This is a genomic window from Caenimonas aquaedulcis (assembly GCF_015831345.1).
Classification (GTDB): Bacteria; Pseudomonadota; Gammaproteobacteria; order Burkholderiales; family Burkholderiaceae_C; genus Ramlibacter; species Ramlibacter aquaedulcis.
The window spans coordinates 3,795,034-3,814,470 of the sequence record NZ_JADWYS010000001.1 but is presented as its reverse complement, the minus strand read 5'-3'; the positions used below and the strand labels follow the sequence as shown (position 1 = coordinate 3,814,470).

The 19,437-nt window shown below is 66.5% G+C and carries 21 protein-coding genes, 1 tRNA gene and 1 pseudogene; 13 read left to right on the top strand and 10 right to left on the bottom strand.

Going from position 1 to position 19,437, the window contains the following annotated elements:
- The first annotated feature begins 3 nt into the window (after positions 1 to 3).
- On the top strand, positions 4 to 645 hold the full coding sequence (locus tag I5803_RS18330; protein ID WP_196987758.1) for an RNA pyrophosphohydrolase: 642 nt from the start codon (positions 4 to 6) through the stop codon (positions 643 to 645).
- Positions 635 to 1,135, top strand: coding sequence for a CNP1-like family protein (locus I5803_RS18325; protein ID WP_196987757.1), 501 nt, complete (start codon positions 635 to 637; stop codon positions 1,133 to 1,135). The genes I5803_RS18330 and I5803_RS18325 overlap by 11 nt, the downstream gene beginning before the upstream one ends.
- 6 nt (positions 1,136 to 1,141) lie before the next feature.
- Here the strand turns inward: I5803_RS18325 and proB are convergent, their stop codons facing one another.
- The 4 genes from proB to rplU all read right to left on the bottom strand — a co-directional run bounded on the left by proB (position 1,142) and on the right by rplU (position 3,994).
- Positions 1,142 to 2,266 carry a glutamate 5-kinase gene (gene proB / locus I5803_RS18320; protein WP_196987756.1) on the bottom strand — a complete coding sequence of 375 codons (1,125 nt, stop codon included), beginning with the start codon at positions 2,264 to 2,266 and terminating at the stop codon, positions 1,142 to 1,144.
- The gene (gene cgtA / locus I5803_RS18315) at positions 2,263 to 3,330 is read right to left on the bottom strand and encodes an Obg family GTPase CgtA (RefSeq protein WP_196987755.1); all 1,068 of its coding nucleotides are present in this window, start codon (positions 3,328 to 3,330) and stop codon (positions 2,263 to 2,265) included. The genes proB and cgtA overlap by 4 nt, the downstream gene beginning before the upstream one ends.
- Positions 3,331 to 3,408: 78 nt before the next feature.
- Positions 3,409 to 3,666 (bottom strand): 50S ribosomal protein L27, encoded by a 258-nt coding sequence (gene rpmA / locus I5803_RS18310; protein ID WP_196987754.1) that lies wholly within the window; start codon positions 3,664 to 3,666, stop codon positions 3,409 to 3,411.
- Positions 3,667 to 3,682: 16 nt separating this feature from the next.
- Positions 3,683 to 3,994, bottom strand: a complete 312-nt coding sequence (gene rplU, locus I5803_RS18305; RefSeq protein WP_196987753.1) for a 50S ribosomal protein L21 — start codon at positions 3,992 to 3,994, stop codon at positions 3,683 to 3,685.
- Between the two features lie 147 nt (positions 3,995 to 4,141).
- On the opposite strand from rplU, the gene I5803_RS18300 reads away from it, so the two are divergent.
- The 8 genes from I5803_RS18300 to I5803_RS18265 all read left to right on the top strand — a co-directional run bounded on the left by I5803_RS18300 (position 4,142) and on the right by I5803_RS18265 (position 10,883).
- The gene (locus tag I5803_RS18300) at positions 4,142 to 5,125 is read left to right on the top strand and encodes a polyprenyl synthetase family protein (protein ID WP_196987752.1); all 984 of its coding nucleotides are present in this window, start codon (positions 4,142 to 4,144) and stop codon (positions 5,123 to 5,125) included.
- A gap of 84 nt (positions 5,126 to 5,209) precedes the next feature.
- Positions 5,210 to 5,286, top strand: a tRNA-Pro gene (locus I5803_RS18295).
- 148 nt (positions 5,287 to 5,434) lie between these two features.
- On the top strand, positions 5,435 to 7,171 hold the full coding sequence (pilB, locus tag I5803_RS18290; protein WP_196987751.1) for a type IV-A pilus assembly ATPase PilB: 1,737 nt from the start codon (positions 5,435 to 5,437) through the stop codon (positions 7,169 to 7,171).
- A gap of 35 nt (positions 7,172 to 7,206) precedes the next feature.
- Positions 7,207 to 8,424 (top strand): type II secretion system F family protein, encoded by a 1,218-nt coding sequence (locus I5803_RS18285; RefSeq protein WP_196987750.1) that lies wholly within the window; start codon positions 7,207 to 7,209, stop codon positions 8,422 to 8,424.
- Complete coding sequence (locus tag I5803_RS18280) at positions 8,424 to 9,266, top strand: prepilin peptidase (RefSeq protein ID WP_196987749.1); 843 nt, start codon at positions 8,424 to 8,426, stop codon at positions 9,264 to 9,266. Before I5803_RS18285 ends, I5803_RS18280 begins: the two co-directional genes overlap by 1 nt.
- A complete protein-coding gene (gene coaE, locus I5803_RS18275; RefSeq protein WP_196987748.1) occupies positions 9,267 to 9,872 on the top strand; it encodes a dephospho-CoA kinase in 606 nt (201 codons plus the stop codon).
- A gap of 37 nt (positions 9,873 to 9,909) precedes the next feature.
- On the top strand, positions 9,910 to 10,665 hold the full coding sequence (zapD, locus tag I5803_RS18270) for a cell division protein ZapD (protein WP_196987747.1): 756 nt from the start codon (positions 9,910 to 9,912) through the stop codon (positions 10,663 to 10,665).
- 11 nt (positions 10,666 to 10,676) lie between these two features.
- Positions 10,677 to 10,883, top strand: coding sequence for a DNA gyrase inhibitor YacG (locus tag I5803_RS18265; RefSeq protein ID WP_196987746.1), 207 nt, complete (start codon positions 10,677 to 10,679; stop codon positions 10,881 to 10,883).
- 18 nt (positions 10,884 to 10,901) lie between these two features.
- On the opposite strand, the gene I5803_RS18260 is transcribed toward I5803_RS18265, so the two are convergent.
- From I5803_RS18260 to I5803_RS18240, 6 genes and pseudogenes are all read right to left on the bottom strand, one after another.
- Complete coding sequence (locus I5803_RS18260) at positions 10,902 to 11,381, bottom strand: NUDIX domain-containing protein (RefSeq protein WP_196987745.1); 480 nt, start codon at positions 11,379 to 11,381, stop codon at positions 10,902 to 10,904.
- Positions 11,378 to 12,262, bottom strand: a complete 885-nt coding sequence (locus tag I5803_RS18255; protein WP_196987744.1) for an ATP-binding protein — start codon at positions 12,260 to 12,262, stop codon at positions 11,378 to 11,380. Before I5803_RS18255 ends, I5803_RS18260 begins: the two co-directional genes overlap by 4 nt.
- A complete protein-coding gene (gene argJ / locus I5803_RS18250) occupies positions 12,259 to 13,497 on the bottom strand; it encodes a bifunctional glutamate N-acetyltransferase/amino-acid acetyltransferase ArgJ (protein ID WP_196987743.1) in 1,239 nt (412 codons plus the stop codon). Before argJ ends, I5803_RS18255 begins: the two co-directional genes overlap by 4 nt.
- A gap of 35 nt (positions 13,498 to 13,532) precedes the next feature.
- Positions 13,533 to 13,967, bottom strand: a complete 435-nt coding sequence (locus I5803_RS22145; RefSeq protein ID WP_231402898.1) for a rhodanese-like domain-containing protein — start codon at positions 13,965 to 13,967, stop codon at positions 13,533 to 13,535.
- A gap of 174 nt (positions 13,968 to 14,141) precedes the next feature.
- A pseudogene (locus I5803_RS22140) lies at positions 14,142 to 14,645 on the bottom strand (MBL fold metallo-hydrolase); the annotation flags it as partial.
- Positions 14,646 to 14,686: 41 nt separating this feature from the next.
- Positions 14,687 to 15,472 carry a fumarylacetoacetate hydrolase family protein gene (locus I5803_RS18240; RefSeq protein ID WP_196987741.1) on the bottom strand — a complete coding sequence of 262 codons (786 nt, stop codon included), beginning with the start codon at positions 15,470 to 15,472 and terminating at the stop codon, positions 14,687 to 14,689.
- A gap of 159 nt (positions 15,473 to 15,631) precedes the next feature.
- On the opposite strand from I5803_RS18240, the gene I5803_RS18235 reads away from it, so the two are divergent.
- The 3 genes from I5803_RS18235 (at position 15,632) to I5803_RS18225 (ending at position 19,436) form a co-directional block, all read left to right on the top strand.
- Entirely contained in the window at positions 15,632 to 16,747 is a 1,116-nt protein-coding gene (locus I5803_RS18235) for a TRAP transporter substrate-binding protein (RefSeq protein WP_196987740.1), read from the top strand.
- 92 nt (positions 16,748 to 16,839) lie between these two features.
- Positions 16,840 to 17,499 (top strand): TRAP transporter small permease subunit, encoded by a 660-nt coding sequence (locus I5803_RS18230; protein ID WP_196987739.1) that lies wholly within the window; start codon positions 16,840 to 16,842, stop codon positions 17,497 to 17,499.
- The gene (locus I5803_RS18225) at positions 17,496 to 19,436 is read left to right on the top strand and encodes a TRAP transporter large permease (protein WP_196987738.1); all 1,941 of its coding nucleotides are present in this window, start codon (positions 17,496 to 17,498) and stop codon (positions 19,434 to 19,436) included. Before I5803_RS18230 ends, I5803_RS18225 begins: the two co-directional genes overlap by 4 nt.
- The last annotated feature ends 1 nt before the right edge of the window (position 19,437 follow it).

Sequence of the window (19,437 nt, the reverse complement as noted above, 5' to 3'; positions counted from 1 at the left end):
ATTATGCTTGACCGGGACGGCTTTCGGCCGAACGTCGGCATCATCCTGCTCAACCAGAAAAACCAGGTGTTCTGGGGCAAGCGCATACGCACCCACAGCTGGCAGTTTCCGCAAGGCGGCATCGACCGGGGCGAGACACCCGAGCAGGCCATGTTCCGGGAATTGCACGAAGAGGTGGGACTGCAGCCTGAGCATGTGCGCATCATTGCCCGAACCCGCGACTGGTTGCGCTATGAGGTGCCCGACCGGTACATACGGCGGGATGCGCGAGGGCATTACAAGGGCCAGAAGCAGATCTGGTACCTCCTGCAACTCACGGGGCAGGACTGGAACCTGAACCTGCGCGCGACAAACCATCCGGAATTCGACGCCTGGCGCTGGAACGACTACTGGGTGCCGCTGGACGTCGTCGTCGAGTTCAAGCGCGGCGTCTACGAGATGGCGCTCACCGAGCTCGCGCGCTTCCTGCCCCGGCACGACCACCGCAACCGCTACCTGCGCAGCGGCATGCGCGCGCGCGACCACGAAGGCGGCGTCGCCGAGGCGATGCCGGGCGCCGGAATGGAACTGCCGCCGGGCGCCACCTTCGAACCCGATCCGCAAGCCGGGCTGCACCAGCCCCTGGAAGGCAAGCATGCGCCGTAGCCTCGTCGCGCTGGCGCTCACCGCCTGCGCCCTCGCCTCCCACGCGCAGCTCAACCCGGTCGACCCCGACTGGAAAGAGGTCGAGGCGCCGCCGCCCGGCGCCCTGGTCGTGGACGGCGCCATCCCCCTCGAGATGCCTCGGTCCTTGCTGCGCTTCGGTGTGGCGCCGGCTTCGGTGTCGATCGGCGCGGACGGCATCGTGCGTTATGTCGTCGTCGCGACCAGCGCGAGCGGCGCGGTGAACGGACTCTACGAAGGCATCCGCTGCAACACGGGGGAATTCAAGGTCTACGCGCGGCACAACCCGGGCAGCGGGTGGGTGATCGCGAAGGACGCGCAGTGGAAGTCGCTGCACGAGACCCATGTGTCGGCGCACAGCCTGGCCATCGCGCGCACCGGCGCATGCATCGGACACGGCACGAACCAGACCGCATCGGCGATCCTTCGGGACCTGCGCCGTCCGGCGGACAGGCGCTTCGAGCAGCCCTGAAAAAATTCAGCGGGTCACGACGAGATTCGTGCGGTGGATCATTTCCGGCTCGGCCGCGTAGCCGAGCAGCTTTTCGATCTCGCCCGAGGGCTTGCGGCAGATCTGCCGCGCTTCCCCGCTCGAATAGTTGGCGAGACCCCGCGCGAATTCCACACCCTCCGCATCGCGCACGGCGATGACGTCTCCGCGCGAGAAATCGCCGTCGACGGCCGTCATGCCGATCGGCAGCAGGCTCTTGCCCTCCGCGCGCACCTTGGAGGCCGCGCCTTCGTCCACCGTGACGGCCCCGCGCAGTTGCAGATGGTCGGCGATCCAGCGTTTGCGCGCCTGGCTCTTCTGCGTGGGCGCGACGAGCAGGGTGCCGATCGCTTCCCCGCGGGAGAGGCGCAGCAGGCAATCGGGCTCGCGTCCCCAGGCGATGACAGTGGAAGCCCCCGAGCCCGCCGCGCGCTTGGCGGCGAGGATTTTCGTGATCATCCCGCCACGTCCCAGGCTCGAGCCCGCGCCACCCGCCATGGCTTCCAGGGCCGCGTCACCGGCGCGTGCTTCGTGCACGAATGTCGCGGAAGGATCCTTGCGCGGGTCCGCGCTGTACAGCCCCTTCTGGTCCGTGAGGATCACGAGGGCATCGGCCTCCACGAGGTTCGCGACGAGCGCACCGAGCGTGTCGTTGTCGCCGAACTTGATTTCGTCGTTCACCACCGTGTCGTTTTCGTTGATGACGGGCACGACCCCGAGCCGCAACAGCGTGAGCAGCGTGGACCGCGCATTGAGGTAGCGTTCCCGGTCCGCCAGGTCCGCATGCGTGAGCAGCACCTGGGCCGAGCCCATGCCGCTCTCGCGCAGCTTGGTCTCGTACATCTGCGCGAGGCCCATCTGGCCCACGGCGGCCGCGGCCTGGAGTTCGTTGAGACCGTGCGGGCGCGTCGCCCAGCCCAGGCGCTTCATCCCCTCGGCGATCGCGCCGCTGGACACCATGATCACCTCGCGCCCATCGCGCGCGAGCGCCGCGAGCTGGCGGCACCATTCGCCGATGGCGCCTTCGTCGAGGCCCCTGCCCTCGTTCGTGACGAGGCTGGAGCCGACCTTGACTACGATGCGCCGCGCGGCGGCCAGCACCGCGGTGCTCATGCCTCGTCGCCGCCCGCAAAGCGCGGGTCCACGTATTCGGAAGGCTGCTCGGCCACCTGCTGCGCCTTGATGTGCTGGTAGACGGCCTTGATCAGCTCCTGTGTGCCCTCATGCGTGAGCGCGGAAATCTGGAAGACCGGGCCCTTGTGCTTGAACTTCTTCACGAAATCCTTCACGCGCACCTCGCGCTCCTCGGGGGACAGCATGTCCAGCTTGTTCAGGACGAGCCAGCGCGGCTTGTCGTAAAGGGCCGGGTCATACTTCTTCAGTTCGCCGGCAATCGCCTTGGCCTGCGCCACCGGATCGGCGCCGTCGAAGGGCGCCAGGTCGACGATGTGCAGGAGCAGGCGCGTGCGCTGCAGGTGCCGGAGGAACTGGTGCCCGAGTCCGGCGCCTTCCGACGCGCCCTCGATGAGGCCCGGCAGGTCGGCGATGACGAAGCTTTGCTCCGGGCCGACGCGCACGACGCCGAGGTTCGGGTGCAGCGTGGTGAAGGGATAGTCGGCGATGCGCGGACGCGCGTTCGACACCGCAGTAATCAGCGTCGACTTGCCCGCATTGGGCAGGCCGAGCAGGCCGACGTCCGCCAGCACCTTGAGCTCCAGCTTCAGGTGGCGCTTCTCCCCGGGCCAGCCGGGCGTCTTCTGCCGCGGCGCGCGGTTGATCGAACTCTTGAAGCGCATGTTGCCGAAGCCGCCGTCGCCGCCCTTGGCGATCGTGATGAGCTCGCCGGGCTTCAGCAGTTCGAACAGCACCTCGCCCGTTTCGGCATCCGTGATGATCGTGCCGACCGGCATCTTCAGGACGATGTCGTCGCCCGCGGCCCCGAACATGTCCGACCCCATGCCGTGCTCACCGCGCCTGGCCTCGTGGCGGCGCGAAAAGCGGAAGTCCACCAGCGTGTTGAGGTTCGGGTCGGCAAGCGCGAACACATGGCCGCCCCGGCCGCCGTCGCCGCCGTTCGGGCCGCCGAATTCCTTGTACTTCTCATGGCGAAACGAGACGCAGCCGTTCCCGCCGTCGCCCGCGGCGATGTCGATATAGGCCTCGTCGACGAATTTCATGATGGTTCGATTCTAGTGAGCGCCAACAAAAAGGCCCTGCGCGGGAACGCAGGGCCTTCGTGCTGAAAGCCTGATCGCTTACGCCGGGAGGACGCTCACGGTCTGCTTGTTCAGGGAACCCTTCACCGCGAACGACACGTGGCCGTCCACCAGGGCGAAGAGGGTGTGGTCCTTGCCCAGGCCGACGTTGGTGCCGGGATGGAACTTGGTGCCGCGCTGGCGCACGATGATGGAGCCGGCGGTGATCAGTTCACCACCGAAAGCCTTCACGCCGAGCATCTTGGGCTGGGAATCCCGCCCGTTTCGCGTAGAGCCGCCGCCTTTTTTCTGTGCCATTTCGAATTGCTCCGAGTTAGCCGGCGATCGCGCCGATTTGCAGTTCGGTGAACTGCTGGCGATGGCCCTGGCGTTTCTGATAGTGCTTGCGACGGCGCATCTTGAAGATGCGAACCTTGTCGTGCTTGCCGTGTGCCACGACCGTGGCAATGACAGTCGCGCCGGACACCAGGGGTGTGCCGACCTTGAGTCCGCTGCCGTCGCCGACAGCCAGGACCTGGTCGATCACGATTTCCTGGCCTACGTCCGCAGCAATCTGTTCTACTTTAATTTTTTCGCCGGAAGCAACGCGATACTGCTTGCCACCGGTTTTTATGACCGCGTACATGTTGACCTCTTGAAATGGAGTCTCCACGGACGGATTTCCGCAGAGCCCACGATCATAGCATAGTTGGTGGTCGCTCACAAGCGGGCCGCCGGGGCCGCTCGGACAGCGGGGCGCGGTTCCTATAATCGCCCAAAACACCCTCTCGCCTTGACCGCCTCCTCTTCCAGCACCGCCTCCGTACTCGCCCTGATCGCCGACGACATGCGGGAGGTCGACGCCGTGATCGCCCGGCGGCTGGATTCGGCGGTTCCCCTGGTCGGCGAGGTCTCCCGTTACATCATCTCCGCCGGGGGCAAGCGGCTGCGGCCGGCCCTGCTGCTGCTGGTTTGCGGCGCACTCGGCTTGCACGATGCGCAGCGCTTCAACCTGGCTGCCGTGGTGGAATTCATCCACACCGCCACACTCCTGCACGACGACGTGGTGGACGAATCGACGCTGCGCCGCGGTCGCGCGACTGCCAACGAAAGCTTCGGCAACCCGGCCAGCGTGTTGGTCGGCGACTTCCTCTACTCGCGCGCCTTCCAGATGATGCTGGACGCGGGACGGATGCGGATCATGGAAATCCTCGCCGACGCCACCAACGTGATAGCCGAAGGTGAAGTCCTGCAGCTCATGAACATGCACGACCCCTCCCTCGACGAGGAGGCGTACCTGCGCGTGATCCGCTCGAAGACGGCCAAGCTGTTCGAGGCCAGCGCCCGCCTGGGGGCGGTCCTGGCGGGGGCGCCCCCGGCGCTGGAGCAGGCATGCGCGGATTACGGCCAGGCGCTGGGCACCGCATTCCAGGTGATCGACGACGTGCTCGACTACGACGGCGACGCCGGCGAAATGGGCAAGAACCTGGGCGACGACCTGCGCGAGGGCAAGGCGACACTGCCGCTGATCGCCGCGATGCGCAGGGGCAGCGAAGAGGAGCGCCAGTTGATCCGCGATGCGGTCCAGACAGGTGGGGCGGAACACCTGGAACGGATCATCGACATCGTCAAGCGGACGGGCGCGCTGGAGGTGACGCGCGCCGCCGCCGCGTCGGAGGCGCAGCGCGCGGTCGACGCGGCAAAGCAGCTCCCGGACAACCCGTATTCGCGAGGGCTGCTCGAACTGGCGGCGCAGCTCCTCGATCGCCGCAGCTGACACCTCGGTGGGTTTGCTACAATCGTGGGCTTAACTGCAGCAAGGCCGCCACTGAACATTCAGCGCGCCGGCCCGGGCCGCAATCGGGGTGTAGCTTAGCCTGGTAGAGCGCTACGTTCGGGACGTAGAGGCCGGAGGTTCGAATCCTCTCACCCCGACCAGTTTGTCCCTTCACCGTGACATCCGCCCCACTGTCCTGCGCAGCTTGGGCGGGCGGCGATTTACAGGGCCAAGCCAATCAGCGATGATCGACTCCGGTTTGCCGTGCATGAGCAGGCCGCCCTTGTTTCCATCCGATACATCCGCTCCATGGCCGCAGTCGATTCCGTTCCAGTCGAAGCACCCACTCTGGGCCTTCCCGGGCTCGCGCGCGCGCTGATTTCCGCCGGCAAGCTCGGCCAGAAGTCCGCCGAGGACATCTCCCGCAAGGCAGCAGCCAACCGCACCAGCTTCATTGCCGAACTCACGGGATCCGGCTCCGTCTCGGCCGCCGACCTCGCCCACACGATGTCGGCCTCCTTCGGCGCCCCGCTGCTGGACCTGGACGCGATCGACGTCCAGCGCCTGCCTAAGGGCTTGCTCGACACCAAGATCTGCCAGGCGTTCCGCGTGGTGGTGCTCAGCAAACGCAACAACCGCCTGATCGTCGCCACGGCCGACCCGTCCGACCAGCAGGCCGCCGAGAAGATCAAGTTCGCCACGCAGATGGGCGTCGACTGGATCATTTCGGAGTACGACAAGCTCTCGAAGATGGTCGAGGCCAATGCGACCACCGCCACCGAGGCGATGGACAGCATCATCGGCGACGACTTCGAGTTCGACGAATCGACGATGGAGACGCCGAGCGCCGACGACGACGCCGCCACCTCCGAGGTCGAAGACGCCCCCGTCGTCAAGTTCCTGCACAAGATGCTGCTGGACGCCTTCACGATGCGCGCGTCCGACCTGCACTTCGAGCCCTACGAGAGCACCTACCGCGTCCGCTTCCGCATCGACGGCGAACTGCGCGAGATCGCATCGCCGCCCATCGCCATCAAGGACAAGCTCGCCTCGCGCATCAAGGTGATCTCCAAGATGGACATCTCCGAAAAGCGCGTGCCGCAGGACGGCAAGATGAAGCTGAAGGTCGGCCCGGACCGCGTGATCGACTTCCGCGTGAGCACGCTGCCCACCCTCTTCGGCGAAAAGATCGTGATCCGTATCCTGGACCCGAGCAGCGCCAAGCTGGGCATCGATGCGCTCGGCTACGAAGCCGACGAGAAAAAGCGCCTGCTCGACGCGGTGCAGCGTCCCTACGGCATGGTGCTGGTGACGGGCCCCACGGGTTCGGGCAAGACGGTGTCGCTCTACACCTGCCTGAACATCCTGAACAAGCCGGGCATCAACATCTCCACGGCCGAGGACCCGTCCGAAATCAACATGCCGGGCGTGAACCAGGTCAACGTGAACGACAAGGCCGGCCTCACCTTCGCCGCCGCCCTCAAGTCCTTCCTGCGCCAAGACCCGGACGTGATCATGGTCGGCGAAATCCGCGACCTGGAAACGGCGGACATCGCGATCAAGGCCGCGCAAACGGGCCACATGGTGCTGTCCACGCTGCACACGAACGACGCGCCCACGACGCTCACGCGGATGCGCAACATGGGCATCGCGCCCTTCAACATCGCCTCCAGCGTGATCCTCATCACCGCGCAGCGCCTCGCGCGGCGCCTGTGCCCCAACTGCAAGGCGCCGGCCGACATCCCGCATGAAACCCTGCTGGAGGCCGGCTTCAAGGAAGAGGACGTCGACGGCACCTGGACGCCCTACCGTCCGGTGGGCTGCTCGATGTGCAACAACGGCTACAAGGGCCGCGTCGGCATCTACCAGGTGATGCCGATCAGCGAAGACATCCAGCGCATCATCCTGGCCGACGGCAATGCGCCCGAGATCGCCCGGCAGGCGGAACTGGAAGGCGTGCGCAGCCTGCGCCAGTCCGGCCTGTCCAAGGTCCGCATGGGCGTCACGTCGCTGGAAGAAGTGCTGGGCTGCACGAATGTCTCGTAGGCCCGTTTCGATATAACAGGGAAAGAGGAGCTGCCATGGCCACCGCCACCGCGACCAAGGTCGTCGAATTCGTCTTCGAATGGGAGGGCAAGGATCGCAACGGCAAGCAGGTGCGCGGCGAGACGCGCGCGGCCGGCGAGAACCAGGTCCAGGCCGCCCTGCGGCGCCAGGGCATTTCGCCCACCAAGGTCAAGAAGCGCCGCATGCGCTCGGGCGCGAAGATCAAGCCCAAGGACATCGCGATCTTCACGCGCCAGCTCGCCACGATGATGAAGGCCGGCGTGCCCTTGCTGCAGGCCTTCGACATCGTGGGCCGCGGCAACGCCAACCCCAGCGTCGCAAAGCTGCTCAACGACATCCGCACCGACGTCGAAACCGGCACCTCGCTGTCGGCGGCGTTCCGCAAATACCCGCTGTATTTCGACAACCTGTACTGCAACCTGGTGGAAGCCGGCGAGGCGGCCGGTATTCTCGAATCGCTGCTCGACCGCCTCGCGGTCTACATGGAAAAGACCGAGGCCATCAAGTCGAAGATCAAGTCGGCGCTGATGTACCCGATCTCCGTGGTGGTCGTGGCCTTCGTCGTGGTCGCCGTGATCATGATCTTCGTGATCCCGGCCTTCAAGGAAGTGTTCACCTCCTTCGGCGCCGACCTGCCCGCGCCGACGCTCTTCGTGATCGGCATGAGCGAGTTCTTCGTCAAGTACTGGTGGCTGATCTTCGGCGGCGTGGGCGGCGGCCTCTACTTCTTCATGCAGGCCTGGAAGCGCAACGAGAAAGTCCAGATCTTCATGGACCGCCTGATGCTCAAGCTTCCCGTCTTCGGCGACCTGGTCTACAAATCGGTGATCGCCCGCTGGACGCGGACGCTGGCGACCATGTTCGCGGCCGGCGTGCCGCTGGTCGAGGCGCTCGACTCCGTGGGCGGTGCCTCCGGCAACTACGTGTTCCAGACCGCGACCGAGAAGATCCAGACGGAAGTCTCCACCGGCACCAGCCTCACCGCCGCCATGACCAACGCCGGCGTCTTCCCGACCATGGTGCTGCAGATGTGCGCGATCGGCGAGGAATCCGGCGCGCTGGACCACATGCTCGGCAAGGCCGCGGACTTCTTCGAAGCCGAAGTGGACGACATGGTCGAAGGCCTCTCCAGCCTGATGGAGCCCATCATCATCGTGTTCCTGGGCGGCCTCATCGGCGGCATCGTGGTGTCGATGTACCTTCCCATCTTCAAGCTCGGCCAGGTCGTTTGATGTTGATCTCCCCGGTGTTCGATGCCGCGCTGGGCGGCGTTTTCGGCCTGCTCGTGGGCAGCTTCCTCAACGTGGTGATCTACCGGTTCCCGAAGATCCTGGAGCGCCAGTGGGACCAGGAGTGCGCGGAGCTCTCCGGCACGCCGCTGGAGCCGCAGCCGGAGCTCACCCTGGCGCGGCCGCGATCGCGCTGCCGCCAGTGCGGGCACATGATCCGCTGGTACGAGAACATCCCCGTGGTGAGCTACCTGGCGCTGCGGGGCAAGTGTTCCTCCTGCGCCGCGCCGATCGGCATTCGCTACCCGCTGGTGGAACTCGCCACCGGCGCGCTGTTCTTCTTCTGCATCTACACGGGCGGCGTCACGCCGCATGCGCTTGCATGGTGCGGATTTTCCGCGGCGATCGTCGCGCTGGCGATGATCGACTGGGACACCACCCTGCTGCCCGACGACATCACCCTGCCCCTCGTCTGGGCCGGCCTCATCGTGGCGGCCCTGCGCTGGAACAACCTGCGCCTCACCGATGCTTTGTGGGGCGCGATCGCGGGCTATATGTCCCTGTGGCTGATCTACAAGGGCTTCAAGCTGCTCACCGGCAAGGAAGGCATGGGCTACGGCGACTTCAAGCTCTTCGCCGCGCTGGGCGCCTGGTTCGGCTGGCAGGCGCTGGTCCCCATCATCCTGATGGCATCCGTCATCGGCGCCGTGGTCGGCATCGCCATGAAGATGAGCTCCAGCCTCCGCGAAGGGGGCTATGTCCCCTTCGGGCCTTTCCTCGCCGGTGCGGGCCTCACGGCGATGATCTTCGGGCCGGCGTCCATCCTCGAGGTGGTGGGGCTGTAGGTGGCCGCGCTGCGCGTCGGCCTCACGGGCGGCATCGGCAGCGGAAAGAGCACAGTGCTCGCCATGCTCGCGCAGGCGGGTGCGGCGGTCGTCGACGCCGACGCGATCTCACGCGCGACGACGGCGCCGCAGGGCGCGGCCATCGCCGCCATCGCGCAGCGCTTCGGCGCGCACTTCATCGATGCACAGGGCGCGCTCGATCGCGCCCTCATGCGCGAACACGCCTACCGCGACCCGCTCGCGCGCAAGCAGCTCGAGGACATCATCCACCCGCTCGTGGGCGCGGAGAGCGCGCGGCAGGTCGAGGCCGCGCTCGCCTCGGGCGCGAAGTGCATCGTCTTCGACATCCCGCTGCTGGTCGAATCGGGCCGCTGGCGCTCGCAGGTAGACCGGGTGCTGGTCGTCGATTGTTCGCCCGAAACGCAAGTGGCACGGGTCGTTGCACGCAGCGGCCTGAAGCCCGCCGAAGTCGAGGCGATCATCGCGGCGCAGGCGCCTCGCGCGCTGCGGCTTGCGGCCGCGGACATCGTCATCTGCAACGAGGGCCTGGCCCTCGACGAATTGCGACACGAAGTGGTACAGGCCGCCCGGCGCTTCGGGCTATGATTGGCCGCTTTGCTGCTGTATGTAGGGCCCGGTCAGCGTGATTCTTTACGAATACCCATTCAACGAACGCATCCGCACCTATCTGCGCCTCGAACACCTGTTTCGCCGGCTCGGTGAGCTGGTGCCGCGCGAGCACCCGATCGACCACCACTACGCCCTGGCCACCATCTTCGAGGTGATGGACGTGGCGGCCCGCGCGGACCTGAAGTCCGACGTGATGAAGGACCTGGACAAGCAGAAGCTGGTTCTCAACGGCTACCGCGGCAACCCTGCCATCGCCGAGTCGGTGCTCGACGAAGTTATCGGCAAGCTGGACGCCTGCTTCACCACGCTGAACAACCTGCCCGGCAAGGCCGGCCAGTCGCTCACGGAGAACGACTGGCTCATGAGCATCCGCAGCCGCGTGGGGATCCCCGGCGGCACCTGCGAATTCGACCTGCCGTCCTATTACGCCTGGCAGCACCATACCGCGCGCGACCGCCAGCGGGACCTGGAACGGTGGGCGTCCACGCTGGCGCCGCTGGCGGAATCCATCCACATGCTGCTCAAGATGCTGCGCGAATCCGGCACGCCGCAGAAGGTCGTCGCGAACCACGGCCAGCTGCAGCAGAACCTGCCGCAGGGGCGCACCTTCCAGTTGCTGAGGCTGCGGCTGGACCCTTCGCTGGGCCTCATCCCGGAGATCAGCGGCAATCGTTTGATGGTGTCCGTCCGGCTCATGCGGCAGGAAGCGGCCGACCGGCTGCAGGCGAGCAACGACAACTCGCAATTCGAACTCACGCTCTGTTCCTAGCTCCAAGCGTCATGGACGAATCGACCACCCCCTATCGCGTGGTGCGCTGCCCGGCTTGCGGCGGCGACAGCATCTATTCCAGGGACAACCCGTTCCGGCCGTTCTGCAGCGAACGCTGCAAGAACATGGATTTCGGCGCGTGGGCGAGCGAGAGCTTCCGCGTGCCGGACCCCACGCCGCCGGACGACCTGCCCTTCGGCGACGCGAAGCTGCAGTAGGCTCTCGCCGCCGCGCCGCTACTCGCCGGCGTGGGTCGCGCCTTCGAAGCCGCGCTCCTGCGCGAACCACGCGAGCACCGGCACCGTCCCGGGCAGCACAGGCTGCACGCGCACCGGCAGCTGCTCCCAGGAGAAAGCCTGACCTTCGTGCATGTGCAGCTCGCCTGACCACTCGTGGACTTTGCAGAAGTTCAGGCGAACGAGTGCGTGCGGGTAGTCGACCACTTCGACGCGCCAGGGATGCACCGCGCCGATGGTGACGCCGATCTCCTCGATCAACTCCCGCCGCAGCGCCGCTTCCACCGTCTCGCCGGCTTCGACCTTGCCGCCGGGGAATTCCCAGTAGCCCTCGTAGACCTTCCCTCGCGGCCGCGAGGTGAGCAGGAAAGCGCCGTCGGCACGCAGCAGCACGCCCACCGCGACTTCGACCTGCTTGCGATCCGGCCCGCCCTCACGCGGACGGTCGCCGTGCGCGACGAGCACGCCATTCGCGCTCATCGGGTGGCGCTGCCGCCGTGGCGTCCCGAATAGTCGCGCGCGAACTGGTAGGCGACGCGGCCGCTGCGCGAGCCCCGCTCCAGCGCCCACACGAGCGCCTCGGGCCGCGCGGCCGCAATCGCGTCAGCGCTGACGCCGAACCACGACAGCCACTGCGCGGTGATCGCGAGGTATTCCTCCTGGTTGAACGGATAGAAACTTACCCACAACCCGAACCGCTCGGACAGGGAAATCTTCTCCTCGACCACTTCCCCCGGATGCACTTCGCCATCCTCCGTGTGCGTGTAGCTGAGGTTTTCCTTCATGTACTCCGGCAGGAGGTGGCGGCGGTTGCTGGTCGCGTAGATCAGCACGTTGGGCGACGCGGCCGCGACCGACCCGTCGAGGATCGACTTGAGCGCCTTGTAGCCCGGCTCGCCCTCCTCGAAGCTGAGGTCGTCGCAGAACACGATGAACTTCTCGGGCTGCGACGCGACGACGTCGACGATGTCGGGCAGGTCCACGAGGTCCGCCTTGTCGACCTCGATCAGGCGCAGCCCCTGCGCAGCGTATTCGTTCAGGCAAGCCTTGATCAGCGAAGACTTGCCCGTGCCCCGCGCGCCGGTGAGCAGCACGTTGTTGGCCGGCTGCCCCTGCACGAACTGCAGGGTGTTGCGCTGGATCTTCTCCATCTGCACGTCGATCTCTTTCAGGTCCGACAGGCGGATGCCCGCCACGTGCTTCACCGGCTCCAGCGCGCCGTGGCCCGAGGACCGCTTGCGGTAGCGCCAGGCGGTGGACGCGCTCCAGTCGGGCGCGGAGAGCGGCTGCGGAAGGATGGCCTCGATGCGGGCGAGCAGTTCCGCGGCGCGTTCGATGAGATGCTCGAATTTTTCGTTCACGACCGGTAGTCCGCGTTGATGCTCACGTAGTCATGGCTGAAATCGCAGGTCCACACGGTGTCCTCGGCCTTGCCGCGGCCCAGGCCGACGCGCACGGTGATCTCGCTTTGCTTCATGACGCGCTGGCCGTCTTCCTCGCGGTACGACGGGTTGCGGCCACCGCCGGTGGCCACGTGCACGTCGTCCAGGTGCAGCTCGATCCTCGTCTGGTCCAGGTCCGCGATCCCTGCGTAGCCCACCGCGGCAAGGATGCGCCCGAGGTTCGGGTCGCTTGCGAAGAACGCGGTTTTCACGAGCGGCGAATGCGCGATGGCGTACGCGACCAGCCGGCACTCGGCTGCGGTCTTGCCACCTTCCACACGCACCGTGATGAACTTGGTCGCACCCTCGCCGTCGCGCACGATCGCCTGCGCGAGCAGCCTCGCGACTTCGAGCATGGCGGACTTCAGCGCCTTGCCGTTCTCGCTGTCCAGGGACGTGATGGCCCCGTGCTTCGCCTTGTTCGTGGCGATCACGACGAAGGAATCGTTGGTCGACGTGTCGCCATCCACGGTCGCGCGATTGAACGAACCCTCGGCCAGTTCCAGGGCCAGCTGCTTCATCACGCCGGCGTCCACTGTCGCGTCGGTCGCCATGAAGCCGAGCATGGTCGCCATGTTCGGCCGGATCATGCCGGCGCCCTTGCTGATGCCCGTCACCGTCACCTGCACCCCGCCGATCGTCACGCGCCGGCTGAAAGCCTTGGCGATGGTGTCCGTGGTCATGATGCCCTCGGCCGCGCGCAGCCAGTGGTCCGGCTTCGCGTCGGCGATCGCCGCGGGCAGCCCCGCCTCGATGCGCTCCACCGGCAACGGCTCCATGATCACGCCGGTGGAAAACGGCAGCACCTGTTCCGGCGCGATGTCCAGCTTCTGTGCCAGCGCGACGCAGGTCCTGCGGGCGCGCACCAGGCCGTCTTCGCCGGTGCCCGCGTTCGCGTTGCCGGTGTTGATCACCATCGCGCGGATGCCGCCCGATGCCGCCACGCGATCCAGGTGGTCGCGGCACAGCTGCACCGGCGCGGCGCAGAAGCGGTTCTGCGTGAACACGCCCGCGACGGACGCGCCTTCGTCGATGAGCACCACCGAGAGGTCCTTGCGGTTGGCCTTGCGAACGCCCGCTTCGGCGACGCCGATGCGCACGCCGGGAACGGGAAAGAGATCGGCCGCGCGGGGCGCGGACAGGTTGACGGCCATGCTTGCTTGCCTTGTGGGTTGCGTTGAAAAAAATCTCAGCCCTGGCGCCAGGGCAGGCCGCGCAGGCGCCAGCCGCCGCGCTTGCCGCGCTGGGCGTTCTCGTCGGGGTCGCCCTCGAAGCCTTCGAGGATGTTGTAGGCCTCGATGCCCAGCTCCGTCGCGCGCTTCGCCGCGGCGATGGAGCGCACGCCGCTGCGGCACATGAGCAGCGCTTTCTTGCCCGGGGGTACGGCGGCCTTCAGCCCTTCATCGAAGGCGACGTTGACCGCCATGCCGGGCCACTGCTTCCATGCCAGGGGCACGGCGCCGGGCACGAAGCCGACCCATTCGCGTTCGGCGTCGGTGCGCACATCCACCAGGACGGCCTGCCCCTGCTTCCACCACTCGTAGGCCGTCTGCGGCGTGACGTCGCCCGCATAGCCTTGCGCGGCCCTCGGTTCAGCGCCGCCACCGCCCGCGTCGTGGCGCAAGCCGGAGCTCTGGTTGGCGGGCACCGCTTCATCGATGCGCCGGGGTTTGGGCAGGTTCAAATCGTCCATGATCGCGGTGAATTCTGCCAGCGTCTTGCCGCCGAGCCGGGCGTTGCCGGCCTTCTCCGCGCCGATGGTGGAGTGGGTGCGGCCCTGGTAGTCGTGCGCCGGCCAGACGACGGTCTCCGTCGGAAGCGCGAACAGCACCTCGGTCACGCTGCGATAGAGCGCGGCGGCGCTCCCGGACTGGAAGTCGGTGCGCCCGCAGCCGTTGATGAGCAGCGTGTCGCCCGTGAAGACGTTGCCGCGCCACAGGTAGCTCATGCTGCCGGCCGTGTGGCCGGGGGTGTGCAGCGCGAGCATTTCCTCGCCGCCGAACTTCAGGACGTCGCCGTGCTTGAGCTGCACCGCCGCCGTGCCGATGCCGCAGCCCTCCGGCGCCGCCGTGCGCGCGCCCGCGTGCTCGGCCAGCAGGCCTGCGCTCGTGACGTGGTCGGCATGGGCATGCGTCTCGACCGTCCAGAGCAGCTTGAGACCCCGCTCGCGCAGCACGGCCAGGTCGCGCGCGAGCTGCTCGTCGACCGGGTCGATGATCAGCGCCTCGCGCGTGGCGGGGTCGTGCAGCACATACGTGTAGGTGCTGGAGGCGGGGTCGAAGAGCTGGATGGGTGGGTACATGGGGCCGTCTCCCAGGCCCCAGTGTAAAACCGCCCCGGGAACTACACGATCTTCACGCTGAGGTTGGGGAGCTTGTCGATGTGCATCTCGATCACGTCGCCGCGCACCACCGGGCCGACATTCTCGGGGGTGCCCGAGTAAATGATGTCGCCCGGGAAAAGTTCGAACGCCTCGGACAGCTTGCTGATCTGCTCGGCCACGGACCAGATCATCTGGTTCAGGTTGGCGTTCTGCTTGACCTGCCCGTTCACCTTGAGCCAGATCGCGCCCTGCGTGAAGTGGCCGATGCTCGCCACCTTGTGCAGCGCGCCGATCGGCGCGGAGCGGTCGAAGCTCTTGCCGATCTCCCAGGGCTTCTTCTCGTCGCCCATGGCGCGCTGCAGGTCGCGGCGCGTCATGTCCAGGCCGAGGGTATAGCCCCACACGTGGTCGAGCGCGCTCGCCACCGGGATGTTGCGACCGCCCTTGCCGAGCGCGGCCACGAGCTCCGCCTCGTAGTGGTAATTCTTCGTCAGCGGCGGATACGGATGGTCGGGCACCGTGCCGGCTGCCACGTACTGGATCGCGTCGGTGGGTTTCTGGAAGAAGAACGGCGGCTCGCGGTTCGGGTCCGACCCCATCTCGCGGGCGTGCGCCGCGTAATTGCGCCCGATGCAGTAGATGCGCCGCACGGGGTACATCTCGTCCGAGCCCACGACGGGGATGTAGGTCGCCGGCACCGTGAAAGGCGTCTTCGCCGCACCCATGCCGCCGCCCGCCGTGGCGCATCCGGCGAGGCCCGTGGCCGCGACCGCCGCGCTGCTCCCGAAGAAATTCCTTCTGTCCATGACTGTCTCCTTGTTGGCTCGCAAACATAAGTACAAGTGCCCTTGCGAGTGGGCATCGGCGCTCGGTACAAACCCTCTTACTGAGCGGCGCCTGACCGTCCAAAGATAGCTTGCTAACGATCTGGAATCAATGAGAGATTTCAACCACAGGAGACAGCCATGACCCATCCGAAGAATTCCCGCCGCCGGTTGCTGAAGGGCGCGGCGGTCGCCGCCGGCGCGCTCGCGGCGCCAGCCGTGTCGGTCGCGCAGACCACCTCGTTCCGCTTCCAGAGCACCTGGCCGGCCAAGGACATCTTTCACGAGTTCGCACAGGACTTCGCCAAGAAGGTGAACGACATGGCGGGCTCCCGCCTGAAGATCGAGGTGCTGCCTTCCGGCGCCGTCGTTCCGGCCTTCCAGCTGCTCGAGGCGGTGAACAAGGGCACGCTCGACGGCGGCCACGGCGTGGTGGCCTACCACTACGGCAAGAATTCGGCGCTCGCACTGTGGGGTTCGGGCCCGGCTTTCGGCATGGACCCGAACATGGTGCTGGCCTGGCACTACTACGGCGGCGGCAAGGCGCTGCTGGAGGAGATCTACAAGTCCATCAACATGGACGTGGTGTCCTACCTGTACGGACCGATGGCGACGCAACCGCTCGGCTGGTTCAAGAAGCCGGTGTCCAACGTCTCCGCGTTCAAGGGCCTGAAGTACCGCACCGTCGGACTGTCCGTCGACATCTTCACCGAGCTCGGCGCCGCGGTGAACCCGCTGCCCGGCGGCGAGATCGTCCCCGCGCTCGACCGCGGCCTGATCGACGCGGCCGAGTTCAACAACGCCTCTTCCGACCGCGCGCTGGGCTTCCCGGACGTTGCCAAGAACTGCATGCTGCAAAGCTTCCACCAGTCCGGCGAGCAGTTCGAGATCCTGTTCAACAAGACGAAGTACAACGGCCTCGCGCAGGAGCTCAAGTCGATCATCGACTACGCGGTGCAGGCGTCTTCCGCCGACTTCAGCTGGAAGGCCATCGACCGCAACTCCAAGGACTACATCGAGCTCAAGACGAAGGACAAGATCGCCTTCTACAAGACGCCCGATGCGATCCTGAAGGCGCAGCTCGACGCCTGGGACAAGGTCGTCGCCAAGAAATCGGTCGACAACCCCTTCTTCAAGCGCGTCATGGACTCGCAGCGCGACTTCGCCAAGCGCGCCGGCCAGTGGCAGCAGGATTACATGGTGGACTTCAAGATGGCATGGAACCGCTATTTCGCGGCCGGCGCCAAGAAGACCTGAGGCTTTTGCCGTCTCCAGCGGCCCGGCCAGCATCGAACCGGTGCTGGCCGGTTTTTACATGGTGATCCGCAAATCGAACGAACAACAAGCCCATGACAGTTCAGAAACTGCTGCACGCGGTCGACACCGCGAGCACCTGGATCGGCAAGGCATTCGCCTGGCTCATCGTCGCGCTCATGCTGGTGGTCTGCATCGAGGTGTGCAAGCGCTACCTGCTCAACATGCCCACCTCCTGGGTATACGACGTCAACAACATGATGTACGGCACGCTCTTCATGATGTGCGGCGCCTACACCCTCGCGCAGGACGGCCACGTGCGCGGGGACTTCCTCTACGGCAGCATGAAGCCGCGCCGCCAGGCGTTCCTGGACCTCGTGCTGTACATCGCCTTCTTCCTGCCCGGCATCCTCGCGCTGACCTGGGCCGGCTGGATCTATGCGAGCGACTCCCTCGCCATCCACGAAACGACGTTCAACGCGACGCCGCTGCCGATCTACCCGTTCAAGTTCTTCATCCCGATCGCCGGCGCCACGGTGCTCGTGCAGGGCCTCTCGGAGATCCTGCGCTGCATCGTGTGCCTGAAGACGGGCGAGTGGACGCCGCGCCTGGCCGACGCCGATGAGATCGACGTGGTGAACCAGCAGCTGGCCGGCAGCACGTACGTGGACGAGGACGCCAAGCGCGACGCGATGTCCAAGGCCAAGCAGATCGACGAGTCGGCGCGCCAGCGCCATGCGGGGGGACAGACATGAGCGATCCGGCACTGGGCCTCACGATGCTGGGGCTGATCGTCGTGGTGATCATGCTCGGCTTCCCTACCGCCTTCACCCTCATGGGGCTGGGCATCATGTTCGGCTTCGTGGCCTTCTACGACCCGTCCGTCCACTTCTGGAACAACCGGGTCTTCGACCTCATGGTGCAGCGCGCGTTCGGCGCGATGACGAACGAGACCTTGCTCTCGATTCCCCTGTTCGTGCTCATGGGCTACGTGATGGAGCGAGGGGCGCTCGTCGACAAGATGTTCCACAGCGTGCAGCTCGCCTTCCGCCGGGTGCCCGGTTCGCTGGCGGTGACGACGCTCATCATCTGCACCTTCTGGGGCATCGCCTCGGGCCTCGTCGGCGCGGTGGTGGTGCTGATGGGCGTGATCGCCATGCGCCCCATGCTCAACGCGGGCTATGACGTGCGCCTTGCCTCGGGCGTGATCACGGCCGGCGGCACCCTGGGCATCCTGATCCCGCCGTCCGTGATGATCATCGTCTACGCGGCGGTCGCGGGACAGTCCGTCGTCAAGCTCTATGCGGCCGCGATGTTCCCGGGCTTCTTCCTCGCGCTGCTGTACCTCGTCTACGTGATCGGCTGGGTGATGATCAACCCGAAGATCGCGCCCTCGATCCCGGCGGACCAGATGCGCGTCGAAATTCCCCCGTGGCTGCAACGAGTGAGCACGGCCTATTCGCGGCGCATGCTGCCCGCGCTCGCGGCGGCCGTCGTCGCGCCGGGCAAGGTGCTGCGCGCGCAGGCCGACGGCGCCGCGATCACCTGGGGCATGCTGGTGCGCGGCCTGCTGGTCGCACTGGTGCCGGTGGCCGTCGCCGTGGCCACGCTCGGGGCGACCTGGTGGTACGTCGTCATCCATTCGCAGGAAACCGACGCCCCCGTGGCCGTGTCGCAATCGGAGAAGGCTTCGGCCCCGGCCGCGCTGAAGGAAGCGCCGGCGGCCGGCGGGCTGCAGGAGCCGCCTGCCGAAAGCGGTGGGCTGCAGGAGCCGCCCGCCGAGGGCGGCGGACTGAAGGAGCCGCCAAGCGAAGGCGGCGTGAAGGAACCCCCCGGCGCGACCGCGGTGCAGGAACCGCCTGCCGCCCGCGGCGAGCCGGCGCTCCAGTCCATGAACACGCCCGATGCGCAGACCGCCGTCGGCGTGCCCGCGGCCTTCTACACCGGCTTCTGGATCGCGGTGGCGATCACGCTTGGCTTGCTCGCCTGGTACTACTGGAAGTTCGACGCCGAGCAGTTCGAGATCCTGCGCATGCTCACCTCGTCGGTGATGCCGCTCGGCCTGCTGACCTTCGTCGTGCTGGCGGTGATCCTCTTCGGCATCACCACGGCCACCGAATCCGCGGCCGTCGGGGCGGCGGGCGCCTTCCTGATGGCCTGGCAGGCCCGCACGCTCAACTGGGAACGCATCAAGGAAGCGGTGTTCCTCACCGCGCGCACCACGGCGATGGTGTGCTGGCTGTTCGTGGGCTCGGCGATCTTCTCCGCCGTCTTCGCGATCCTCGGCGGGCAGGCGCTGGTGGAGCACTGGGTGCTCAGCCTGGACCTCTCGCCGATCCAGTTCCTGCTGCTGTCGCAGGCGATCATCTTCGTGCTGGGCTGGCCGCTGGAATGGACGGAAATCATCGTCATCTTCGTGCCGATCTTCCTGCCCTTGCTGCAGCACTTCCACATCGACCCGATGCTGTGGGGGGTGCTGGTCTTCGTCAACCTGCAGGCCGCGTTCCTCTCGCCGCCGGTGGCGATGTCCGCGTTCTACCTGAAGGGGGTGTCGCCGTCGCACGTGACGATCAACCAGATCTTCGCGGGGATGATGCCGTACATGCTGATCGTCATCCTGTGCATGGTGTTCATGTACATCTGGCCAGGGATGACCTTGTGGCTGCCGAACTACCTCTACGGCGGCGGGTGAC

Excerpts from the sequence above, each read along its gene's own strand:
- I5803_RS18285 (WP_196987750.1), top strand. The coding sequence starts at position 7,207 with ATGGCCACCGCCACCGCGACCAAGGTCGTCGAATTCGTCTTCGAATGG.
- I5803_RS18265 (WP_196987746.1), top strand. The coding sequence starts at position 10,677 with ATGGACGAATCGACCACCCCCTATCGCGTGGTGCGCTGCCCGGCTTGC.
- I5803_RS18260 (WP_196987745.1), bottom strand. The coding sequence starts at position 11,381 with ATGAGCGCGAATGGCGTGCTCGTCGCGCACGGCGACCGTCCGCGTGAG.
- pilB (WP_196987751.1), top strand. The coding sequence starts at position 5,435 with ATGGCCGCAGTCGATTCCGTTCCAGTCGAAGCACCCACTCTGGGCCTT.
- rpmA (WP_196987754.1), bottom strand. The coding sequence starts at position 3,666 with ATGGCACAGAAAAAAGGCGGCGGCTCTACGCGAAACGGGCGGGATTCC.
- I5803_RS18325 (WP_196987757.1), top strand. The coding sequence starts at position 635 with ATGCGCCGTAGCCTCGTCGCGCTGGCGCTCACCGCCTGCGCCCTCGCC.
- I5803_RS18230 (WP_196987739.1), top strand. The coding sequence starts at position 16,840 with ATGACAGTTCAGAAACTGCTGCACGCGGTCGACACCGCGAGCACCTGG.
- I5803_RS18225 (WP_196987738.1), top strand. The coding sequence starts at position 17,496 with ATGAGCGATCCGGCACTGGGCCTCACGATGCTGGGGCTGATCGTCGTG.
- proB (WP_196987756.1), bottom strand. The coding sequence starts at position 2,266 with ATGAGCACCGCGGTGCTGGCCGCCGCGCGGCGCATCGTAGTCAAGGTC.
- rplU (WP_196987753.1), bottom strand. The coding sequence starts at position 3,994 with ATGTACGCGGTCATAAAAACCGGTGGCAAGCAGTATCGCGTTGCTTCC.
- I5803_RS18235 (WP_196987740.1), top strand. The coding sequence starts at position 15,632 with ATGACCCATCCGAAGAATTCCCGCCGCCGGTTGCTGAAGGGCGCGGCG.
- I5803_RS18280 (WP_196987749.1), top strand. The coding sequence starts at position 8,424 with ATGTTGATCTCCCCGGTGTTCGATGCCGCGCTGGGCGGCGTTTTCGGC.
- cgtA (WP_196987755.1), bottom strand. The coding sequence starts at position 3,330 with ATGAAATTCGTCGACGAGGCCTATATCGACATCGCCGCGGGCGACGGC.
- argJ (WP_196987743.1), bottom strand. The coding sequence starts at position 13,497 with ATGGCCGTCAACCTGTCCGCGCCCCGCGCGGCCGATCTCTTTCCCGTT.
- I5803_RS18240 (WP_196987741.1), bottom strand. The coding sequence starts at position 15,472 with ATGGACAGAAGGAATTTCTTCGGGAGCAGCGCGGCGGTCGCGGCCACG.
- I5803_RS18330 (WP_196987758.1), top strand. The coding sequence starts at position 4 with ATGCTTGACCGGGACGGCTTTCGGCCGAACGTCGGCATCATCCTGCTC.